This is a genomic window from Delftia sp. ZNC0008 (assembly GCF_000799035.1).
In the GTDB taxonomy this organism is placed as follows: Bacteria; Pseudomonadota; Gammaproteobacteria; order Burkholderiales; family Burkholderiaceae_C; genus Comamonas; species Comamonas tsuruhatensis.
The window spans coordinates 1-18,932 of sequence record NZ_JTKZ01000717.1; the positions used below are offsets into that span (position 1 = coordinate 1).

Genomic DNA, 18,932 nt, shown 5'->3' on the forward strand with positions numbered 1-18,932 from the left:
CCGCGTCCAAGGCGGCGGCCTACTGCATAGGCAACGGCCGTGGATGGGCGCTGCTGGACCCCGATGCCGGCACGCTGGCCCTGCTCAGCGGCCAGAGCCAGGTGCGGCCGGCTTCGGCCTGCGACGTGGGCAAGGGCGGCGAGCAGGTGCTGGACCGGGCCAGCGGCCGGCCGGCGCTGATGTTCGGCGTCGAGCTTGTGCACTGCACGGCCTCGGGATCGCAATGCCTGATGCGCGGCAGCTACTACGAAGGTCCCGGCAACACGCAGAGCAACCTCTACAACGCAAGCCAGCGTGGCGGCAGCTGGCAGGCCGTGATGGCGCTGCGCGGGCCGGCGCCCTGAACCCTGCATCGCCGCTGTCGCGCCGTCCCCGCCAACGAAAAAGCCCGGCCGAAGCCGGGCTTGATCGTGGTTGCAACTGGGCGATCCGTCGCGGTGGTGGTCCTCGGGATCAGTCGGCGTAGGTGCCGGCTGCCTTGATGACCTTGCCCCACTTCTCGATCTCGGCCTGGACGAACTTCTTGTGGCCTTCGGGTTCGATGCGGCCGTCGCTGGCGATCACGGCGCCCAGGGCTTCCTGGCGCTTGATGAACTCGGGGTCCTTGAGGGCGGCCTTCATTGCCTCGTTGACCTTCTTGACGACGTCGGCCGGCGTGCCCTTGGGCGCGTACAGGCCATGCCAGATGGTGACCTGGAAGTCAGGCACGCCCACTTCGGCCAGCGTCGGCAGGTCCTTCAGTGCGGGCATGACCAGGCGCTTGGGCGTGGTCACGGCATAGGCCTGGACCTTCTTGGCCGTGATCTGGCCCGTGGTGTTGGTGGTCTGGTCGCACAGCAGGTCGACCTGGTTGCCGATCAGGTCGGCGATGGCCGGCGCGGCGCCCTTGTAGGGCACGGGCGTCATTTCGGTCTTCATGGCCGCCTGCAGCATCAGGCCGCACAGGTGGGAGGCGGAACCGATGCCGGCATTGGCCAGGTTGACCTTGCCCTGGTTCTTGCCGATCCAGTCCTTGACCTCGGCGAAGTTCTTGGCCGGCAGGCTGGGGCGGCCGATCAGGGTCATGGGCACGTCGTTGATGATGCCGGCGTACTCGAAGTCGTTGAGCACGTTGAACGACAGCTTGCGGTACAGCGACGGGATCGTGGACATGCCGATGTGGTTGATCAGCAGCGTGTAGCCGTCAGGGCGGGCACGTGCAGCCTTGGCCGTGCCGATGGTGCTGCCGGCGCCGTCGGCGTTGTCCACCACGATGGTGGCATTGTTCAGATGCTTGCGCATGGACTCGGCCAGATCGCGGGCCACCTTGTCGGTCGGGCCGCCTGCGGTGAACGGCACGATGAGGGTGATCGTCTTGCCTGCGGCAGGATAGTCCTGCGCATGAGCGCCAATGGCTGCGCCGGCTGCCAGGGCGATGGCTGCGATCTTGAACAATGCTTTCATAGTGTCTCCAGGTGAATGGCGTGCAAATGATAGGGGGCGATGCGTTTTCGCCCTAAAGGGCAAACACGCAAAAGAAACCGAATGCACGAGGAGACGAATTTTAAGAATTGTTTCTATTGCGCCGCAGCAGATTCCCTTGCCATTGATCTAGTGCAAACCCTTGGAGGCTTGACAGGCGTCATGTTTTCAGGGATTGCGCCGGCTGCGCGGCGGCGCGGCCACCGTCCCCCGCGCCTCGGTGGCTACTTGTACGACCTCGCGTCTTCGATCACCTTGCCGTCATTGGGCAGGGTGCCCGGCAGCACCATCTGCACGTCGCCGCGCAGCTTGGTCACTTCGCGCACCGCGTCGGACAGCTGCTGGGCCAGGCCCGGCGAGGTCTCGCGGGTTTCGACCAGCAACTGCATCTGGTCATTGGCCATCTCGCCCGTGACCACCAGCCTTGCGCGCCCCACCTGCGGAAAGCGGCGCACGACGTCGGCAATCTGGCCCGGGTGCACGAACATGCCGCGCACCTTGGTGGTCTGGTCGGCGCGTCCCATCCAGCCCTTGATGCGCGCATTGGTGCGGCCCGTGGGGCACTGGCCGGGCAGCACGGCAGAGAGGTCGCCCGTGCCGAAGCGGATCAGCGGGTAGTCGGGGTTGAAGGTGGTGATCACCAGTTCGCCCACCTCGCCGGGCGCCACGGGGTCGCCCGTGCCGGGGCGCACGATCTCGACGATGACCTGCTCGTCCAGCACCAGGCCTTCGCGCGCTTCGGTCTCGTAGGCGATCAGGCCCAGGTCGGCCGTGGCGTAGCACTGGTAGCCCGCGATGCCGCGCTCGGCCAGCCAGTCGCGCAGCGAGGGCGGAAAGGCCTCTCCCGAGACCATGGCCTTGGTCACGGACGGGATGGGCAGGCCCATCTCCACGGACTTTTCCACAATGATCTTGAGGAAGCTGGGCGTGCCCACGTAGCCGGCGGGACGCAGGTCGGCCATGGCCTGCACCTGCTGCTCGGTCTGGCCCGTGCCGCCTGCGAACACCGTGCAGCCCAGCGCATGGGCGCCGCTTTCCATCATCGAGCCCGCGGGCACGAAGTGGTAGCTGAAGCAGTTGTGTACCAGCTCGCCGGGCCGAAAGCCAGAGGCATGCAGCGCGCGCGCCATGCGCCAGTAGTCGGGGCGGCGGCTCTCGGGCTCGTAGATGGGGCCGGGGCTGCAGAACAGGCGCGGCATGGGCTGGCCCAGGCCGATGGCGTTGAAGCCGCCGAAGATCTGCGCGGGCCGCTGCTCGGCCTGGCGCTGCAGCAGCTCGTACTTGCGCGTCACCGGCAGGCGGGCCAGGGCCTCGCGGCTGGTGATCTGCGCGGCGTCGACGCCGTCCAGGATCCGGGCGAAGGCAGCCGACTGTTGCTGCGCATGGGCGATCTGCCGGGGCAGGGCGGCCAGCAGCGCTGCTTCGCGTTCGTCAGGGGTGCGCGTCTCCAGCGCGTCGTAGAAGGCACTCATGGCTAGTCCTGTATGTGGAAAAGGGCAGATGGAGTCCGGCCAGCGGTGAAAGAAAGATTCCAACAATCCTTGTGCCGCCCCTGGCCTGCGAAACCGGCGCGGCCCAACCCCAGGGACACCGAGGAAGGGCCGCCCCCGCACCGAGGGTGTCGTCCCCCTTTCAGGGGGAAGGCGCGAAGCGACTCAGGGGGTATTCATGCAAGCCAACGTTTTCTGCGCTTGTAGCTTTTCACGTCCTTGAAACTCTTGCGCTCGCCGCCGCCCACGCCCAGGTAGAACTCCTTGACGTCCTCGTTGCTGGCCAGGTCCGAGGCCGCGCCGTCCATGACGATGCGGCCGCTTTCCATGATGTAGCCGTAGTCCGAGTACTTGAGCGCCATGTTGGTGTTCTGCTCGGCCAGCAGGAAGGTGACCTTTTCCTTGCTGTTGAGGTCGCGGACGATGTTGAACACCTCCTCGACGATCTGCGGGGCCAGGCCCATCGAGGGTTCGTCCAGCAGCACCATGCGCGGGTTGGCCATCAGCGCGCGGCCGATGGCGCACATCTGCTGCTCGCCGCCCGAGGTGTAGGCGGCCTGCGAGGTGCGGCGCGTCTTCAGGCGCGGAAAGTAGTTGTAGACCTTCTCGAGGTTGGCCGCGATCTCGCCCTTGTCGGTGCGCGTGTAGCTGCCGGTCATGAGGTTTTCCTCGATGGTCAGGTGGGCGAAGCAGTGCCGCCCCTCCATGACCTGGACCACGCCGCGCTGCACCAGCTCGGAGGGCGTGAGGCTTTCGATGCGCTCGCCCTCCAGCTCGATCGTGCCCTTGGTCACCTCGCCGCGCTCGCCCTTGAGCAGGTTGGAGATGGCGCGCAGCGTCGTGGTCTTGCCCGCGCCGTTGCCGCCCAGAATGGCCACGATGCTCTCGCGCGGCACCTGGAGCGAAACGCCCTTGAGCACCAGGATCACATGGTTGTAGATGACTTCGATGCCATTGACCACGAGCAGCGGATCGCTGGCGGCCGGGGCGGAGGTGGGTGCGGTGGTCATGGCGTCGTCCATGGGCGTTGATACGAAAGCGGAGTGCGGGGCCGCAACTCTCGAAGCATCTCTGCGCGGGGCATGCCCCAACTCAGGGACACCGAGGAAGGGCCGCCCCGCACCGAGGGTGTCGTCCCCCTCCCCCCCGCGAAGCGGGTAGAGAGGGGGAAGGCGCGCAAGCGCCTCAGGGGGTGCAAGTTCTAGCTTTTACGTTCTTTTCCTTGGCGTACTTGTCCGCGTACTCCTTGACCAGCGGTTCGACCATGGACTTGTCGGCCTGGTACCAGTCGGAGACCACCTTCCACTTGGCGCCATCCCACTGGGCGATGCGCGACCAGTCGGTGCCCAGGTGGTTGTCGCAGCTGGTCTTGACGGGGCGGATGATCTTGCCGAAGCCCAGCTCGTTGAGGCGCTCCTGCGTGAGGTTCAGGTTCTCCAGGCCCCAGCGCACCTGCTCGGAGGTCATGACCTTGCCCTTGCCGTATTTTTCCTGTGCCGTGCGGATGGCCTCCACCTGCAGCATGGAGATCACCATGCCGCGCGTATGGGCCATGGCGCCCAGTTCCTTGGCGTCGGTGGCCGTGCCCTGGCCCTTGTCGTAGACCATGGCCTTGACCTCGTCGTGCACCTTGTCGTGCTCGGCCGTGTTGTGGATGGTCACGGTGTTGTAGCCCTTGGCGCCGGCGCCGATGTCCTTCACGTCATGGTCCGAGCCGGCCCACCAGATGGAGTACATCTTCTCGCGCGGGTAGCCGGTGGCCTGCGCCTCGCGCACGGCCGTGGGCGTCATCACGCCGGCCGACCACAGCAGCACGTAGTCGGGGCGCTGCTGGCGGATCTGCAGCCAGGTGGACTTCTGCTCCACGCCGGGCGCCGTCACGGGCAGCAGCGTCAGGTCGAAGCCTTCCTTGGCGGCGCGCTTTTGCAGCAGCGGAATGGGTTCCTTGCCATAGGGCGAGTCGTGGTAGACCAGGGCGATCTTCTTGCCCTTGAGGCTGCCCTTTTCCTTCTTGAGGATGTCCTGGATGATGGAGTCGGCCGCCGTCCAGTAGTTGCCCAGCAGCGGGAAGTTCCACTCGAAGACCTTGCCGTCGGCCGACTGCGACAGGCCGTAGCCCGTGGTGATGATGGGCATCTTGTCGCCGGGCGCCTTGTCCGTCACGGCGAACGTGATGCCGGTGGACTGCGGATCGAAGCCCGCCGCGCCGCCGCCCTTGCCCTTCAGGCGCTCATAGCACTCCACGCCCTTGGCCGTGTCGTAGGCCGTCTCGCATTCCTCGTAGGCGATCTTCACGCCATTGATGCCGCCCTTGGCGTTGACCAGCTTGATGTAGTCCTGCTTGCCATCGGCCCATGGAATGCCCAGCGGAGCGAACTGGCCCGTGCGGTAGACCAGCAGCGGCACGAACTGGTCCTGGGCCTGGACGGCGGGGGCGGCCACGAGGCCGCCGATTCCGGCTGCGACGGTGGCGGCGGCGATGGCGACTTTCTTGAACATCATGACGTTGTCTCCTAGTTGGCTGGGGAAGATTCCCCGGTTATCCGGCACTCTGTGGCGCCCTGTCTCGATACAGATCAACTCAATGCGGGAAGGGCCAGACGCGAAGCTTCTGGCGGGCTGTGGCCCACAGCTTCGCGAGTCCGTGCGGCTCCACGATCAGGAAGAACACGATCAGCGCACCGAAGATCATGTGCTCCAGGTAGGTCGCCGTGGCCGTGGACAGCGGCAGGCCCAGCCAGTGAGGCACCTGGGTGAGCAGCAGCGGCAGCAGCACGAAGAAGGCCGCGCCGAAGATGCTGCCGACCACCGAACCCAGGCCGCCGATGATGATCATGAACAGCAGCTGCAGCGAGCGGTCCAGGCTGAAGGCCGCAGGCTCCCAGGCACCCAGGTGTACGAAGCCCCACAGCGCGCCGGCCACGCCGACGATGAAGCTGCTCACGGCAAAGGCGCTGAGCTTGGCGTAGGTCGGGCGGATGCCGATCACGCTGGCGGCCACGTCCATGTCGCGCATGGCCATCCATTCGCGGCCGATGGCGCCCCGCACCAGGTTCTTGGCCGCCAGGCCCAGCAGGCACAGGATGCCCAGGCACAGCAGGTACTTTTCCATGGGCGTGTCGATCTTCCAGCCCATGATGGACAGCGGGCCTGCGCTCACCGAGCCCGAGGAGGAGTTGTTCGTCACCCAGGCGGCGCGGCTGGTCAGCCAGTCCACGAAGAACTGGGCGGCCAGCGTGGCCACGGCCAGGTACAGGCCGCGGATGCGCAGGCTGGGCAGGCCGAAGATCACGCCGAAGACCATGGCCAGCACGCCGCCGCCGATCAGGGCCACCAGCAGCGGCATGCCCTCGAAACGCACCTGCAGGTTGTAGGCCGCATAGGCGCCCACGGCCATGAAGGCGCCCGTTCCCAGAGAGATCTGGCCGCAGTAGCCGACCAGGATGTTCAGCCCCAGCGCCGCCAGCGACATGATCAGGAAGGGGATCAGCACGGCCTGGAAGGTGTAGTCGCTGACGCTGAAGGGAATCACCAGGAAGGCGACGGCCAGCAGCGCCACGATGGCCCAGCGGTCCTGGGCGACGCCGAAGATCTGCTGGTCGGATGCGTAGGTCGTCTTGAATTGACCGTTCTCACGATAAAACATGGTGCAAGTTCTCCGTATACGGTCTCAGACGCGGTCGATGATCTTGTCGCCGAACAGCCCCTGGGGCCGCACGAGCAGGAAGCACAGGGCCAGGCCGTAGGCGAACCAGGTCTCGATGCCGCCGCCGACCATGGGGCCCAGGTAGACCTCGGAGAGCTTCTCGCCCACGCCGATGATCAGGCCGCCGATGATGGCGCCGGGCAGCGAGGTCAGGCCGCCCAGGATCACCACGGGCAGGGCCTTCAGGGCCACCAGCGACAGCGAGTACTGCACGCCCAGCTTGGAGCCCCAGATGATGCCCACCACCAGGGCCACGCCGCCGGCCACCGACCAGACGATGACCCAGATGCGCGACAGCGGGATGCCGATGGACTGCGCCGCCTGGTGGTCGTCGGCCACGGCGCGCAGCGCGCGGCCGGTCTTGGTCTTCTGGAAGAACACGCTGAGCGCGGCCACCAGCAGCGCGGCGATGCAGGCCGCATACAGGTCTTCCTGGCTCAGCAGCACGCCGCCCTCGAACAGGCCGTCGAGGATGAACATGGGGTCCTTGGGCATGCCCACGTTGATGCTGTAGACGGCGCTGCCGAAGATCATCGGGCCCAGGCCGTCGAGCAGGTAGGCGATGCCCAGCGTGGCCATCAAGAGCGTGATGGGCTCCTGGTTGACCAGGTGGCGCAGCGCCAGCCGCTCGATCACCCAGGCCACGACCACCATGATGGCCAGCGACACGCAGATGGCCAGCAGGTTGGTGAACCAGCCCGGCTCCATGCCGATCCACTTCGGGATCCACTCGGAAAAGCGCGCCATGGCCAGGGCCGAGAACAGCACCATCGCGCCCTGGGCGAAGTTGAACACGCCCGAGGCCTTGAAGATCAGCACGAAGCCGATGGCGATCAGCGCGTACAGCGTGCCCACCATGAGGCCGCCGAACAAGGTTTCCAGAAAAAATCCCATGTCAGTCCCCTCAATGGCCTGTGCCAAGGTAAGCGCGGATCACGTCTTCGTTCTGGCGCACCTCGTCGGGTGCGCCGTCGCCGATCTTCTTGCCGTAGTCCAGCACCACGACGCGGTCGCTGATGTCCATGACCACGCCCATGTCGTGCTCGATCAGCACGATGGTGGAGCCGAACTCGTCGTTCACATCGAGGATGAAGCGGCACATGTCCTGCTTTTCCTCCACGTTCATGCCGGCCATGGGCTCGTCCAGCAGCAGCACCTGCGGCTGCATGGCCAGGGCGCGGCCCAGGTCCACGCGCTTTTGCAGACCGTAGGGCAGCTGGCCCACGGGGGTCTTGCGGTAGGCCTGGATCTCCAGGAAGTCGATGATGTGCTCGACGAACTCGCGGTGGCGGATCTCCTCGCGCTGGGCCGGGCCCAGGCGCAGGGCCTGCATCAGGATGCCGCTTTTGATCTGCAGGTTGCGGCCGGTCATGATGTTGTCGATCACGCTCATGCCCTTGAACAGCGCCAGGTTCTGGAACGTGCGCGCCACGCCCATCTCGGCCACCTGGCGGCTGTTCATGTGGCTGAAGGTCTTGCCCCGGAAGGTGATCGATCCCTCGGACGGGGTGTACACGCCGTTGATGCAGTTGAGCATCGAACTCTTGCCTGCGCCGTTGGGGCCGATGATGGAGCGGATCTCGTGCTCGCGCACATCGAACGAGATGTCCGTCAGCGCCTTCACCCCGCCGAAGCGCAGGCTGATGTTCTTGATGTCGAGGATGACATCGCCGATCTTCTTGTGGGTCATGTCAGCGGCTCCGGTCAGGCCCTGGCGGTGGCAGCCACCGAATGGGTTTTGGCATCGATGATGGACAGCGTGGCGCTGACGCTGCCGGTGCGGCCGTCCTCGAACTTGACCTGGGTCTCGATGAACTGCTCACGCTTGCCCGTGTACAGCGCATCGACCAGCACGCCGTACTTGTCGGCAATGAAGCCGCGGCGCACCTTGCGCGTGCGGGTCAGCTCGTCGTCGTCGGGGTCCAGCTCCTTGTGCAGCACCAGGAAGCGCGCCACCTGCGTGTCGGCCATGCCGGCTTCGGCGGCCAGGTCGGCGTTCACCTGGGCCACGCAGTCGGCCACCATCTCCAGCACCTTGGCCTTCGATGCCAGGTCCACATAGCCGCCGTAGGGCAGGCCCTGGCGCTCGGCCCAGTTGCCCACGGCCTCGTAGTCGATGTTGATGAAGGCGCAGACCTGGTCGCGACCGTGGCCGAAGCACACGGCCTCCTTGATCTGGGGGAAGAACTTGAGCTTGTTCTCGATGTAGTTGGGCGCGAACATGGCGCCCCGGCTGGTCTTGCCCACGTCCTTGGCGCGGTCGATGATGCGCAGCTGGCCGCTGGCGTCGATCACGCCGGCATCGCCCGTGTGGAACCAGCCGTCGGCATCCACCACCTCGGCCGTGGCGTCGGGGCGCTTGTAGTACTCCTTGAGCACGGACACGCCCTTGAGCAGCACCTCGCCGTTGTCGGCGATCTTCAGCTCGATGCCCGGTGCGGCCTGGCCCACGCTGCTCAGTTCCACCTGCCCGTCGCGCTGTATGCACACATAGGCGCAGGTCTCGGTCTGGCCGTAGAGCTGCTTGAGATTGATGCCGATGGAGCGGAAGAAGCGGAACAGCTCGGGCCCGATGGCCGCGCCCGCCGTATAGGCCACGCGGATGCGCGACAGGCCCATGGCATTGCGCAGCGGGCCGTAGATGCACAGGTCGCCCAGCGCGTACTTCAGGCGGTCCAGCGCGCCCACCTTCTTGCCGTCCAGGATGTCCGATCCCACGCGCCGCGCCACGGCCATGGCGTGGCCGTACATCCACTGCTTGAACGGCGCGGCATCCTCCATGCGGATGGACACCGAAGTCAGCATGCCCTCGAAGATGCGCGGCGGCGCGAAGTAGTAGCTGGGGCCGATCTCGCGCAGGTCGATGGATACGGTAGAGGCCGACTCCGGGCAGTTGATGGTGAAGCCCGCCACCAGCCACTGCGCGAAGGAAAACAGGTGGTCGCCCACCCAGGCCGGAGGCAGGTAGGAGATCACGTTGTCGCCAGGGCCCAGGCGGTCCACCTGCACACCGCCGCGTGCCGACTCGCCAAAGCTGCGGTGGGTCTGGCACACGCCCTTGGGCTTGCCCGTCGTGCCCGAGGTGTAGAGGATGACGGACACGTCGTCGGGCGACAGCGCCGCCAGCATGGCATCCCAGGCGCCCGGGTGGGCGGCCTCCCATTCCTTGCCCTTTTGCAGCAGCGCCTCGGTGCTGATCAGCCCCGGCTGGTCGTAGTGGCGCAGGCCGCGCGGGTCGTCATAGATGATGTGGCCCAGGCCGCGGACGCTCTCGCGCACCTCCAGCAGCTTGTCCACCTGCTCCTGGTTCTCGGCGAAGGCGAAGTCGATCTCGGCATCCTCGATGACGAAGCGCATCTCGGCCGCCACCGCGTCCTGGTACAGCGGGATCGGCACGGCGCCCAGCGCCTGCACGGCCAGGAAGCCCATGTAGACATGGGGCCGGTTGTCGCTGATGAAGGCCAGATTCTGGCCGCGTGCCAGGCCCAGCGCCGCCAGGCCGCAGGCCATGTGGCGCACGGTCTGCGCGGCCTCGCTCCAGCTCCAGGTCTGCCAGATGCCGTATTCCTTCTCGCGCAGCGCCGGTGCCTGTGGGCGCTGGGCAGCATGCTGGAGCAGCAGGTGCGGGAACGTGGTCGTCATTCCATGTCCTTGGTTGTTCGTGGATGGTGGCCGCGTGGTGCAAATGCCCAGGCTGAGACCCACCGGCTTGGACTGCATCGTAGGACTGGCTTTGACGCCGTGGTGTCTGTTTGACGACAATCTTCGGGAAACTCATCATCGGGAAAACGCGCCGTAACAAATGGTGCCAAAACGGTCTCATTGCCCGTTGGGGGGCTTGCGCTCCAGCCCGTTCGCAGCGGGTCGCCGTCCTTCTGGAAATCCCGCTCACGCCAGCCACTGGCCTCGGGCAATGCTTGGGTGGTTTTGTTGATTCATCCGCGCACCCTCGCCGCGACTCCATGAGCCAAGAACTGTCACTGCACCAGCGCCGTCGTGCGCCCCGACCCGAGGAACTCGATGGCATTCCCTGGCTGGCCCTGCTCCAGCCCGCCGAGCGCGAGCGCGCGCACAAGGCGCTGGTCGTCGGCGACGCACAGTCCGGCGACTACGTCTGCCGCACCGGCCGCGCACCCACCTACTGGTTCGGCGTGGTCGAAGGCCTGCTCAAGATGAACACCGATGGCGCCGATGGCGCCAGCATGACGCTGGCCGGCCTGCCTCCGGGCGGCTGGTTCGGCGAGGGCACGGCCGTCAAGCGCGAGCCCTACCGCTACAACGTGCAGGCCATCCGCAAAAGCGTGGTCGCCGGCCTGCCCATCGACACCTTCCACTGGCTGCTGGATCACTCCATCGGCTTCAACCGCTTCGTCATGAGCCAGCTCAACGAGCGCCTGGGCCAGTTCATCTCGGCCCGCGAAATCGACCGCCTCACCAACCCCGACCTGCGCGTGGCCCGCAGCCTGGCGGCGCTCTTTCACCCGCTGCTGTATCCCGGCGTCGGCGAGGTGCTGCGCATCACCCAGCAGGAACTGGCCTACCTGGTGGGCCTGTCACGCCAGCGCGTCAACGAGGCGCTGTCCGTGCTGCAGCGCGAAAACGCCATCGTCGTGGAGTACGGCGGCCTGCGCGTGCTCGACCTGGAAGCGCTGCGCAGCGGGCTGTTTGCGACGGCGCGGAGGGCGGCCTGACGCCGCCCGCTGCCACCCGCTTGAGGCCTCAGATCACGCCCTCGCGCCGCAGCCTCTCCTGCTGCTGCGCATCCAGCCCCAATGCCGCATAGATGCGTGCATTGTCCTGGCCGGTGGCCGGGCCGCTGCGGGGCGAAGGGGCCTGGCGGCCGGTGAAGCGTGGCACGGGCGCGGGGGCGGTGAGGGGGCCCAGGTCGGGGTCGGGCAGCGCGATGAAGCTGCCGCGTGCCGCGAAATGCGGGTCCTGCAGCACGTCCTCGGCCGAACAGACCTTGCTGAACGGGATGTCGTGCGCGGCCAGCGCGGCCGTGGCCTGGGCGCAGTCCAGGCCTGCGCACCATTGCACGATCAGCGCATCCAGTGCCTGCAGGTGGCGGATGCGCGCGGCGTTGTCCGCAAAGCGCGGGTCGGCGGCCAGCTCGGCGCGGTCCATGGCCTGGCACAGGCGCGCGAAGATGGCATCGCCCGTGGCGACCACGGTGAGCCAGGCGCCGTCGCGCGTGCGGTAGACGTTGGAGGGCGCCGTGTAGCCCGCGCACGATCCCGTGCGGCTGCGCGCCTGTCCGCCCAGCTGGAATTCGGCCGCCAGCGGGTCCAGCAGGCGCAGCATGGCTTCGGTGGCCGACAGGTCGATCTCCAGGCCGCGCCGTTCGCCTGGAGGCTTTGCATTGCGCTCGGCCAGTGCGGCCGCGATGGAGAAGGCGCCGAACAGCCCGGCCACGGCATCGCCCAGCGGGTAGTTCATGTGCTGGGGCGGGCCGCCCGCCTCGCCCGTGAGGTGGGCGAAGCCGCTCATGGCCTCGAAGATGCGCGCAAAGCCCGGCCGGCGCGCATAGGGGCCGGTCTGGCCGAAGCCCGTCAGGCGCAGCACGATGAGGCGCGGGTTGCGGGCATGCAAGGTGGCCAGGTCCAGCCCCCAGCGGTCCAGCGTGCCGGTGCGGAAGTTCTCCACCAGTACGTCGAAATCCTCGATCAGCCGCAGGAACAGCGTGCGGCCCTCGGCCTTGCGCACGTCCAGCGAGATGCCCTGCTTGCCCCGGTTGGCGGTTTTCCAGAACACGGCGTGGCCGTCGTGCACGGGGGCCAGGCTGCGCAGCGTGTCGCCGCCGCCGGGCAGCTCCAGCTTGACGACGTCGGCGCCCAGGTCGCCGCACAGCGTGGCCGAGAAGGGCGCGGCCAGCACCGTGGCCATGTCGAGGATGCGCACATCCTCCAGCGGATAGCCTTGGCGCTGCATCAGTTGCCTTTCAGGTCCACGTTCTTCAGCACGGGCTCCCAGGCGCGGCGGTCTTCGGCCACGCGCTGGTGGAAGTCCGCCGCCTGCGTGGGCAGCGGCGTGGCGCCCAGGCGCGCCAGCTTGTCGCGTGTCTCGGGCAAGGCCATGGCCTTGGCCAGCGCCTGGTTGAGCGTGGCCACGATCTGCTGCGGCGTGCCCTTGGGCGCGGCCAGGCCCACCCACAGGCCGGTGTCCAGCCCGGCCACGCCCAGCTCGGCAAAGGTGGGAATGTCGGGCGCTGCGGGCGAGCGGCTCTTGCCGGTCTGCGCCAGGATGCGGATCTGCCCGCCTTGCATGTAGGGCAGGGTGCCGCCCAGGTTGTTGCACATCACCGGGATGTGGCCGGCCATGAGGTCGTTGACGGCCGGGGCGTTGCCCTTGTAGGGCAGGTGCTGCATCTTGGTGCCGAGCCGGTGGTTGACCATCTCGCAGACCAGGTGCGAGGGCGTGGCCGTGCCGGCCGAGCCGAAGGACAGCGTGCCGGGCCTGGCCTTGTCGGCCGCCACCAGTTCGGCCAGCGTGCGGTAGGGGGTCTTGGCGTTGACGGCGATGACGTTGGGCAGGTCCGCCACCAGGCCGATGTACTCGTAGTCGGTCAGCGGATTCCACTTGAGGTTGGCGTGCACATGGGGCAGGAAGACATTGCTCAGGCCTGCCATGAGCAGGGTGTAGCCATCGGGCGCGGCGCGGGCCACGAGTTCCGAGCCGACCAGGCTGCCCGCGCCCGGCTTGTTCTCCACCACCACGGGCTGTCCCAGGGCCTTGCCCAGTTCCACCGACAGCGCTCGGGCCACGAGGTCGGTGCTGCCGCCTGCGGGAAAGGGAACGATCACGCGCACGGGCCGATCGGGAAAAGCCGCTTGGGCCGCCTGTGCCGCTTGGGCAGCCTGCGCGCAGGCACACAGCGCGGCCAGCAGGCCCAGGTTGGCCAGGTGCTTCGAGGTGAGGGAGCGTGTCATGGGGGCCTCCGGTGTCAGGCGCTCTCGCGCAGCATGAGCTTGGCGATGTTGAGCTGGTGGATCTGGCTGGTGCCTTCGTAGAGGCGGAACAGGCGCACGTCGCGGAAGTAGCGCTCGATGGGGCTGAAGTCGGCCACATAGCCCGCGCCGCCGAACATCTGTACGGCGCGGTCGGCCACGCGGCCGCACATCTCGGAGGCGAAGTACTTGCACATGGAGGCGGACAGCGCCACGTCCTCGCCCCGGTCGCGGGCGCGGGCGGCCTCCAGGATCATGGATTGCGCCGCGAAGATCTCGGTGCGGCTGTCGGCCAGCATGGCCTGCACCAGCTGGAAGTTCGCCACCGGCTGGCCGAACTGCTCGCGCTGGCGCACATGGGCCAGCGCCAGGTCCAGCATGCGGATCGCCGGCCCCGTGCACAGCGCGGCCAGGTGCAGGCGCTGCTTGTTGAGCACCTTCATCACGGTCTTGAAGCCCTGGCCCTCGCGCCCGCCGATGATCTGGTCGGCCGGCACGCGGCAGTCCTGGAAATGCACGTCGGACACGGGCGAGCCCGCCTGGCCCATCTTGCGATAGGGCTGGCCTGTCACCAGGCCCGGCGAGCGCTCCACGAAGAAGGCCGTCAGCCCCTCGCTGCCCGTGCTGCCTTCGCCGGTGCGGGCGATGACGGTGAACACATCGGCCAGCGGCGCATTGGTGATGAAGCGCTTGCTGCCGTTGAGCACATAGTGGTCGCCCTCGCGGCGCGCCGTGGTCTGGATGTTGCTCGCCTCCGAGCCCGCGTCCGGCTCGGTCAGCGCCAGGCAACCCGTGAGCTCGCCGCGCGCCATGCGCGGCAGCCAGCGCTGCTTTTGCGCCTCGGTGCCGTCGGCCACCAGGGCTTCCGAGCCAATGCCGGTGTTGGTGCCCACGCGGGCCCGCAGCGCCACCGAGGCCTGGGACAGCTCGAAGGCGCAGCGCACCAGTTCCTCGGTGCTCAGGCCCAGGCCGCCATGGGCCTGGGGAATGCTCCAGCCGAAATAGCCCTTGTCGCGCAGCTCCTGGACCACGGCGGGCGGAATGCTGTCGTCGCGCTCGATCTGCTCTTCGAGCGGATGCCAGCGGTGGCGCACGAAATGGCGGATGTCTGCAATCAACGCCTGCAGGCGGGCGTCGGCGGGATGGGGGGTGGAGGTTGGGGCGTGGTTCATGGGCCGCACTGTAGGAAGCGCGGCCGGGAAGGCGGCAATGCTGTTTCAATTATTGAAACGCAGTTGCGGCCTTGTGGCCGCAGTCCGCACAATGGCGCCGTGCCCCACGCCCCCATTGCCCACCAACCCAGGGATTCGCAGGATGTCTGCCGCATCCGCGAGCAGGACCCGTATTTCGCGGGCACGCTGGCCAAGGGGCTGATGATCCTGCAGTGCTTCGTCAGCGACCCGCGCCCGCATGCCAACAGCGAGCTGGCCCGCCGCCTGGGCCTGCCGCGCCCTACCGTGTCCAGGCTGTGCCGCAGCCTGCAGACCATGGGCTACCTGGACCATGACGAGCGGCTGGACCGCTACTTCGTCGGCCCGGCCGCCGTCGCCCTGGGCTACCCCTATGTGATCAACACGCCGCTGCTGGGGCCTTTGCGCCTGCCCATGCAGGCCCTGGCCGACCGCGTGAAGGGGGCGGTATCGGTGGGCGTGGTCATGGACCTGGATGTGGTCTACCTGGATACCTGCGCCTGGGAAGGCGGCACGCTCAAGCGACCCGGCGTGGGCGCCGTGCGCGGCGTGCTGGAAACGGCCATGGGCCGGGCAGGGCTGGCCCAGCTCGATGCCGGGGAACTGCAGCGCTTCCTGGACCGCGTGCGCAGCCAGCGGCCCGAGGAATACGCGCGCTGCAGGGACAACGCCAGCGAAAGCCTGGCGCACTATGCCGCCCGGGGCTTCGCAGTCAACATGGGCGACTCCGGCCTGGGCGTGTGCGCGGTGGGTGCGGCCTCGCGCATCCGCTACGGGTCGCGCCGGCTGCTGTTCAACTGCGCCGTGCCGGGCCTGCGCATGCCGGCCCGCACGCTGATCCGGGATGTGGGCCCCCAGTTGGCGCAGTTGGTGGCCCTGTGCGACCGGCTGCCCGTGGACCGCTGATCTGCGGGCCTGGCGCTTCAGAAGGCGGCCAGCACGATGCCGATGGCCAGCAGCACGCCGAAGGAGATCCAGCCGTTCTTCTGGTCCAGGCCGCCGATCTGGCGCAGCGCCTCTTCACGCGCAGCGCCCGCCAGGCCCATCTGGTTGACCTGCTGTACGCGCGTGACCAGCCACTGCAGGTAGGTGCGCTTGACAGTGAAGGAAATCGCCACCGCGATGCCGAGCACGCGGCCGGCGCCGCCCGTGCCGGGCATCAGCAGGTTGATGATCAACAGGGTGATGAAGGCCACCACGGCATAGGCGTAGACGCGGCGGGCAATGGCCCAGGACACGCCCATGAAGGGAATGGCCGTCCAGCAGGGACTGAGTGCGGCGAAGAATCCCTTTTTCCCGCCGACCATGCGCTCCCACAGCGGACGGTATTTGTCGGCATTCGGGCCGATGGCGGTCTCCATATCGGACCACTCGATTCCCGTCAAGTCCATTTTGGTGATGAGCAGCGCCTTGAATTGTTCTTTCAAGGGCATGGAATTCAATAGGTTGGGTGTATCGCTCATGGTTTTCCTTGTTGAATGAGGCGGGATTCCGGGCGTGATGGTCTGGATGCCGCAGCGGGCGCTGCGCGCAGGGCTGTTGTCTCGAAAGAGAGCCCCTGTCTCTGGACGGGCGCCATTCTATGGGCAGATACATGGGAAATGGCAAGCCCAATGGATTGGTTTGCAATGGAAGATGAATGAATGCGCTCGTGAGAAATACAGTTTTTTACATATCAAATGCCATGGGCTGTTATTTCCTCATTGGCCGGATGGAGAATTTTCGTGGCGAGTTGATTCATCCTGATCCATCTTTCATTGGGGATTCATATGAATATGCATATCGCGACGGATACAGCGAATGGGATGGGCCTGGGGGCCAGGTGCATTGCCATGGACGGGAATCGGGCTCGCACAACGGGTGTGCCGTCCTTCGTGCAGGCGCTTCGCTGCGGGACCGCGCAGGGGTCCCGGCGGGCCGGGGCAGCGCGGGGCCGATAGCCGAGCGCAATGCCCGTATTGGCCGCAGGGCGCTGCCGCTGCAGGCCGTGCCGCGCGACAATGGCGGCCTAATGTCATCCCCTACTTCTTCCAAACCGTCCCGGTCCGGCGCCGACGAGGCGGCAGCGCCCTCCGCGCGCCCTGTGCTGCGCCGCCCCGAAAAGCCACAGGCCGAGCCGGCTGGCGATGCCCGCCGCCCCTCTGGTGGCGCAGGCAGATCTGCGGGCGCACGCGGCCCGCGCAACGACCGCAATGACCGCGGCGGGCGCAATGAACGCTACGAGCGCTCCGACCGCCGTGACGCAGGCCCTCGCGGCGATGCCCGTGATGCGGCACCCCGCGGCGACGCCCGTGATCAGCGCCCGCGCAGCAGCGGTTTCGGCCGTGCCGAGGACCTGGACCGTTCCCAGCCGCGTGGCGACTGGCGTGGCCAGGGCGGCGGCGAAAACCGTGCCCCGCGCGAGCAGCGCGATCCCCGTGATGCGCGTGACACGCGCCATGCGGGCGACATGCGCGACTCCCGTCCCCCGCGTCCGCCCCGTCCGGATGATCGCCGCGACCGGCCCTATGGCCAGCGCGACGAGCGTCCGCGTGATGGGCAACGTGACGGCCCCCGTGACGGCCCCCGGGAGGGCGGCTTCCGTGATCGCCCCCGTGACGACGCCCGGGGCCCCCGCCGTGATGACGCCCGCGGCCCGCGCCGCGATGCGCCGGCCCAGGCCGAACCCGCCTACCGTCCGCTCAGCGGCATCCGCACCTACCGTCCCGCCGACGGTGGCGCCAGCCGCGAGATTCCCGTCAAGCGTGCCCCCGCGCCCGTGCAGGAGCAGGTTCCGGGCGCCGTGCGCATCAACAAGCGCCTGGCCGACATGGGCCTGTGCTCGCGCCGCGAGGCCGACGAGTGGGTGGACAAGGGCTGGGTCCGCGTCAACGGCGAACTCGCCGTGATGGGCCAGAACGTGGTGGCCGCCGACCGCATCACGGTCGAGCGCGAGGCACGTGACCGCCAGGACCAGCAGGTCACCATCCTGATCCACAAGCCCATGGGCTACGTCAGCGGACAGGCCGAGGATGGCCACGAGCCGGCCGTGGTCCTGGTCACTCCCCAGAACCACTGGAACCAGGACACCAGCCGCACGCGCTTCAACTTCGCGCAGCTCAAGGGCCTGGCACCCTGCGGCCGGCTGGACATCGATTCCGTGGGCCTGCTGGTCATGACCCAGGATGGCCGCGTGGCGCGCCAGATCATTGGCGAAGACTCGGAGATGGACAAGGAGTACCTGGTACGCGTGACCTACGGCGACCGTGACATCGACGTGCAATCCGTGTTCCCGGCCGAGCAGCTGGCACGCCTGTGCCATGGCCTGTCGCTGGACGGCGAGGCACTCAAGCCCGCCAAGGTGGACTGGCAGAACCCCGAGCAGCTGCGCTTCGTGCTGACCGAAGGCAAGAAGCGCCAGATCCGCCGCATGTGCGAACTGGTGGGCCTGCGCGTGGTGGGCCTCAAGCGCATCCGCATCGGCCGCGTGACGCTGGGCAACCTGCCTGTGGGCCAGTGGCGCTATCTGGGTGCACACGAGAATTTTTAGCACCCCCTGAGCGGCTGCGCCGCTTCCCCCTCTCTCGCTTCGCGGGAGGGGGACGGCACCCTCGGTGCGGGACGGCCCTTCCTCGGTGCCCCTGATTTGGGCAGCGACGGTTTTGAGCTCGTGTTTAGAATGCGAACCATTCTCAAACGAGCTTCAGCGCTGCGGCACGCCAGTCCGGGGCGCGTCCGTCTTTTCATGCGCGCACCGGCCGATCCCGTACACACCCTCTATGTCGAACACCACGGCTGGCTGCAAGGCTGGCTGCGCCGCAAGCTGGGCAATGTGTTCGAGGCTTCCGATGTCGCGCACGACACTTTCGTCAACGTGATCACCTCGGGCATGGCCGGCCGCATCGAGCAGCCGCGCCCCTTCCTGGCCACCGTGGCCCGCCATCTTGTGATCCGCCAGCACCGGCGCCGGCTGCTGGAGCGCGCCTATCTCGACACCCTGGCCCTGCTGCCGGCCGAGCTGGCTCCCTCGCCCGAGGAGCGGCTGATCGCGCTCGAATCACTGCAGGCCGTGGACCAGGCGCTGGACGCGCTGGCGCCCAAGGTGCGCGAGGCCTTCCTGCTGGCCAACCTCGAAGGCCTGAGCTATGCGGACATCGCCACG

Annotated in this window: 16 protein-coding genes and 1 pseudogene; 5 read left to right on the forward strand and 12 right to left on the reverse strand. The window is 67.5% G+C overall.

Annotated elements, in window-relative coordinates:
* Nucleotides 1–344, forward strand: a pseudogene (locus L995_RS23215) (hypothetical protein); the annotation flags it as partial.
* A gap of 109 nt (nucleotides 345–453) precedes the next feature.
* Here the strand turns inward: L995_RS23215 and L995_RS23220 are convergent.
* The 8 genes from L995_RS23220 to L995_RS23255 form a co-directional block, all read right to left on the reverse strand.
* Entirely contained in the window at nucleotides 454–1,443 is a 990-nt protein-coding gene (locus L995_RS23220) for a tripartite tricarboxylate transporter substrate-binding protein (RefSeq protein ID WP_016446599.1), read from the reverse strand.
* Between the two features lie 242 nt (nucleotides 1,444–1,685).
* A complete protein-coding gene (locus L995_RS23225; RefSeq protein ID WP_016446598.1) occupies nucleotides 1,686–2,933 on the reverse strand; it encodes a phenylacetate--CoA ligase family protein in 1,248 nt (415 codons plus the stop codon).
* A gap of 194 nt (nucleotides 2,934–3,127) precedes the next feature.
* Nucleotides 3,128–3,961 (reverse strand): ABC transporter ATP-binding protein, encoded by an 834-nt coding sequence (locus L995_RS23230; RefSeq protein ID WP_016446597.1) that lies wholly within the window; start codon nucleotides 3,959–3,961, stop codon nucleotides 3,128–3,130.
* 175 nt (nucleotides 3,962–4,136) lie between these two features.
* Nucleotides 4,137–5,453 (reverse strand): ABC transporter substrate-binding protein, encoded by a 1,317-nt coding sequence (locus tag L995_RS23235; RefSeq protein ID WP_016446596.1) that lies wholly within the window; start codon nucleotides 5,451–5,453, stop codon nucleotides 4,137–4,139.
* Between the two features lie 79 nt (nucleotides 5,454–5,532).
* Nucleotides 5,533–6,597, reverse strand: coding sequence for a branched-chain amino acid ABC transporter permease (locus L995_RS23240; protein ID WP_016446595.1), 1,065 nt, complete (start codon nucleotides 6,595–6,597; stop codon nucleotides 5,533–5,535).
* A gap of 24 nt (nucleotides 6,598–6,621) precedes the next feature.
* On the reverse strand, nucleotides 6,622–7,551 hold the full coding sequence (locus L995_RS23245; RefSeq protein ID WP_016446594.1) for a branched-chain amino acid ABC transporter permease: 930 nt from the start codon (nucleotides 7,549–7,551) through the stop codon (nucleotides 6,622–6,624).
* A 10-nt stretch (nucleotides 7,552–7,561) separates the two neighbouring features.
* The gene (locus L995_RS23250; protein ID WP_012203089.1) at nucleotides 7,562–8,347 is read right to left on the reverse strand and encodes an ABC transporter ATP-binding protein; all 786 of its coding nucleotides are present in this window, start codon (nucleotides 8,345–8,347) and stop codon (nucleotides 7,562–7,564) included.
* A gap of 14 nt (nucleotides 8,348–8,361) precedes the next feature.
* Nucleotides 8,362–10,299, reverse strand: coding sequence for an AMP-dependent synthetase/ligase (locus tag L995_RS23255; protein ID WP_047473863.1), 1,938 nt, complete (start codon nucleotides 10,297–10,299; stop codon nucleotides 8,362–8,364).
* Between the two features lie 320 nt (nucleotides 10,300–10,619).
* Between L995_RS23255 and L995_RS23260 the strand changes: the two genes are divergently transcribed.
* Nucleotides 10,620–11,348 carry a Crp/Fnr family transcriptional regulator gene (locus tag L995_RS23260; protein ID WP_016446592.1) on the forward strand — a complete coding sequence of 243 codons (729 nt, stop codon included), beginning with the start codon at nucleotides 10,620–10,622 and terminating at the stop codon, nucleotides 11,346–11,348.
* A gap of 28 nt (nucleotides 11,349–11,376) precedes the next feature.
* On the opposite strand, the gene L995_RS23265 is transcribed toward L995_RS23260, so the two are convergent.
* The 3 genes from L995_RS23265 to L995_RS23275 are packed head-to-tail and all read right to left on the reverse strand — an operon-like array spanning nucleotide 11,377 to nucleotide 14,773.
* Nucleotides 11,377–12,585 (reverse strand): CaiB/BaiF CoA transferase family protein, encoded by a 1,209-nt coding sequence (locus L995_RS23265; RefSeq protein ID WP_047473864.1) that lies wholly within the window; start codon nucleotides 12,583–12,585, stop codon nucleotides 11,377–11,379.
* A complete protein-coding gene (locus L995_RS23270; protein WP_047473865.1) occupies nucleotides 12,585–13,583 on the reverse strand; it encodes a Bug family tripartite tricarboxylate transporter substrate binding protein in 999 nt (332 codons plus the stop codon). Before L995_RS23270 ends, L995_RS23265 begins: the two co-directional genes overlap by 1 nt.
* A 14-nt stretch (nucleotides 13,584–13,597) precedes the next feature.
* On the reverse strand, nucleotides 13,598–14,773 hold the full coding sequence (locus L995_RS23275) for an acyl-CoA dehydrogenase family protein (protein ID WP_047473866.1): 1,176 nt from the start codon (nucleotides 14,771–14,773) through the stop codon (nucleotides 13,598–13,600).
* A gap of 99 nt (nucleotides 14,774–14,872) precedes the next feature.
* On the opposite strand from L995_RS23275, the gene L995_RS23280 reads away from it, so the two are divergent.
* Nucleotides 14,873–15,697, forward strand: a complete 825-nt coding sequence (locus tag L995_RS23280) for an IclR family transcriptional regulator (RefSeq protein ID WP_017405420.1) — start codon at nucleotides 14,873–14,875, stop codon at nucleotides 15,695–15,697.
* A gap of 17 nt (nucleotides 15,698–15,714) precedes the next feature.
* On the opposite strand, the gene L995_RS23285 is transcribed toward L995_RS23280, so the two are convergent.
* Complete coding sequence (locus tag L995_RS23285; protein WP_016446585.1) at nucleotides 15,715–16,254, reverse strand: hypothetical protein; 540 nt, start codon at nucleotides 16,252–16,254, stop codon at nucleotides 15,715–15,717.
* 176 nt (nucleotides 16,255–16,430) lie between these two features.
* Here L995_RS23285 and L995_RS33980 point away from each other — a divergent pair, with 176 nt between their 5' ends.
* A complete protein-coding gene (locus L995_RS33980; RefSeq protein WP_197065182.1) occupies nucleotides 16,431–18,320 on the forward strand; it encodes a pseudouridine synthase in 1,890 nt (629 codons plus the stop codon).
* A 195-nt stretch (nucleotides 18,321–18,515) separates the two neighbouring features.
* A partial coding sequence (locus L995_RS23295; RefSeq protein WP_047473867.1) for a sigma-70 family RNA polymerase sigma factor occupies nucleotides 18,516–18,932 on the forward strand: 417 nt, incomplete at its 3' end.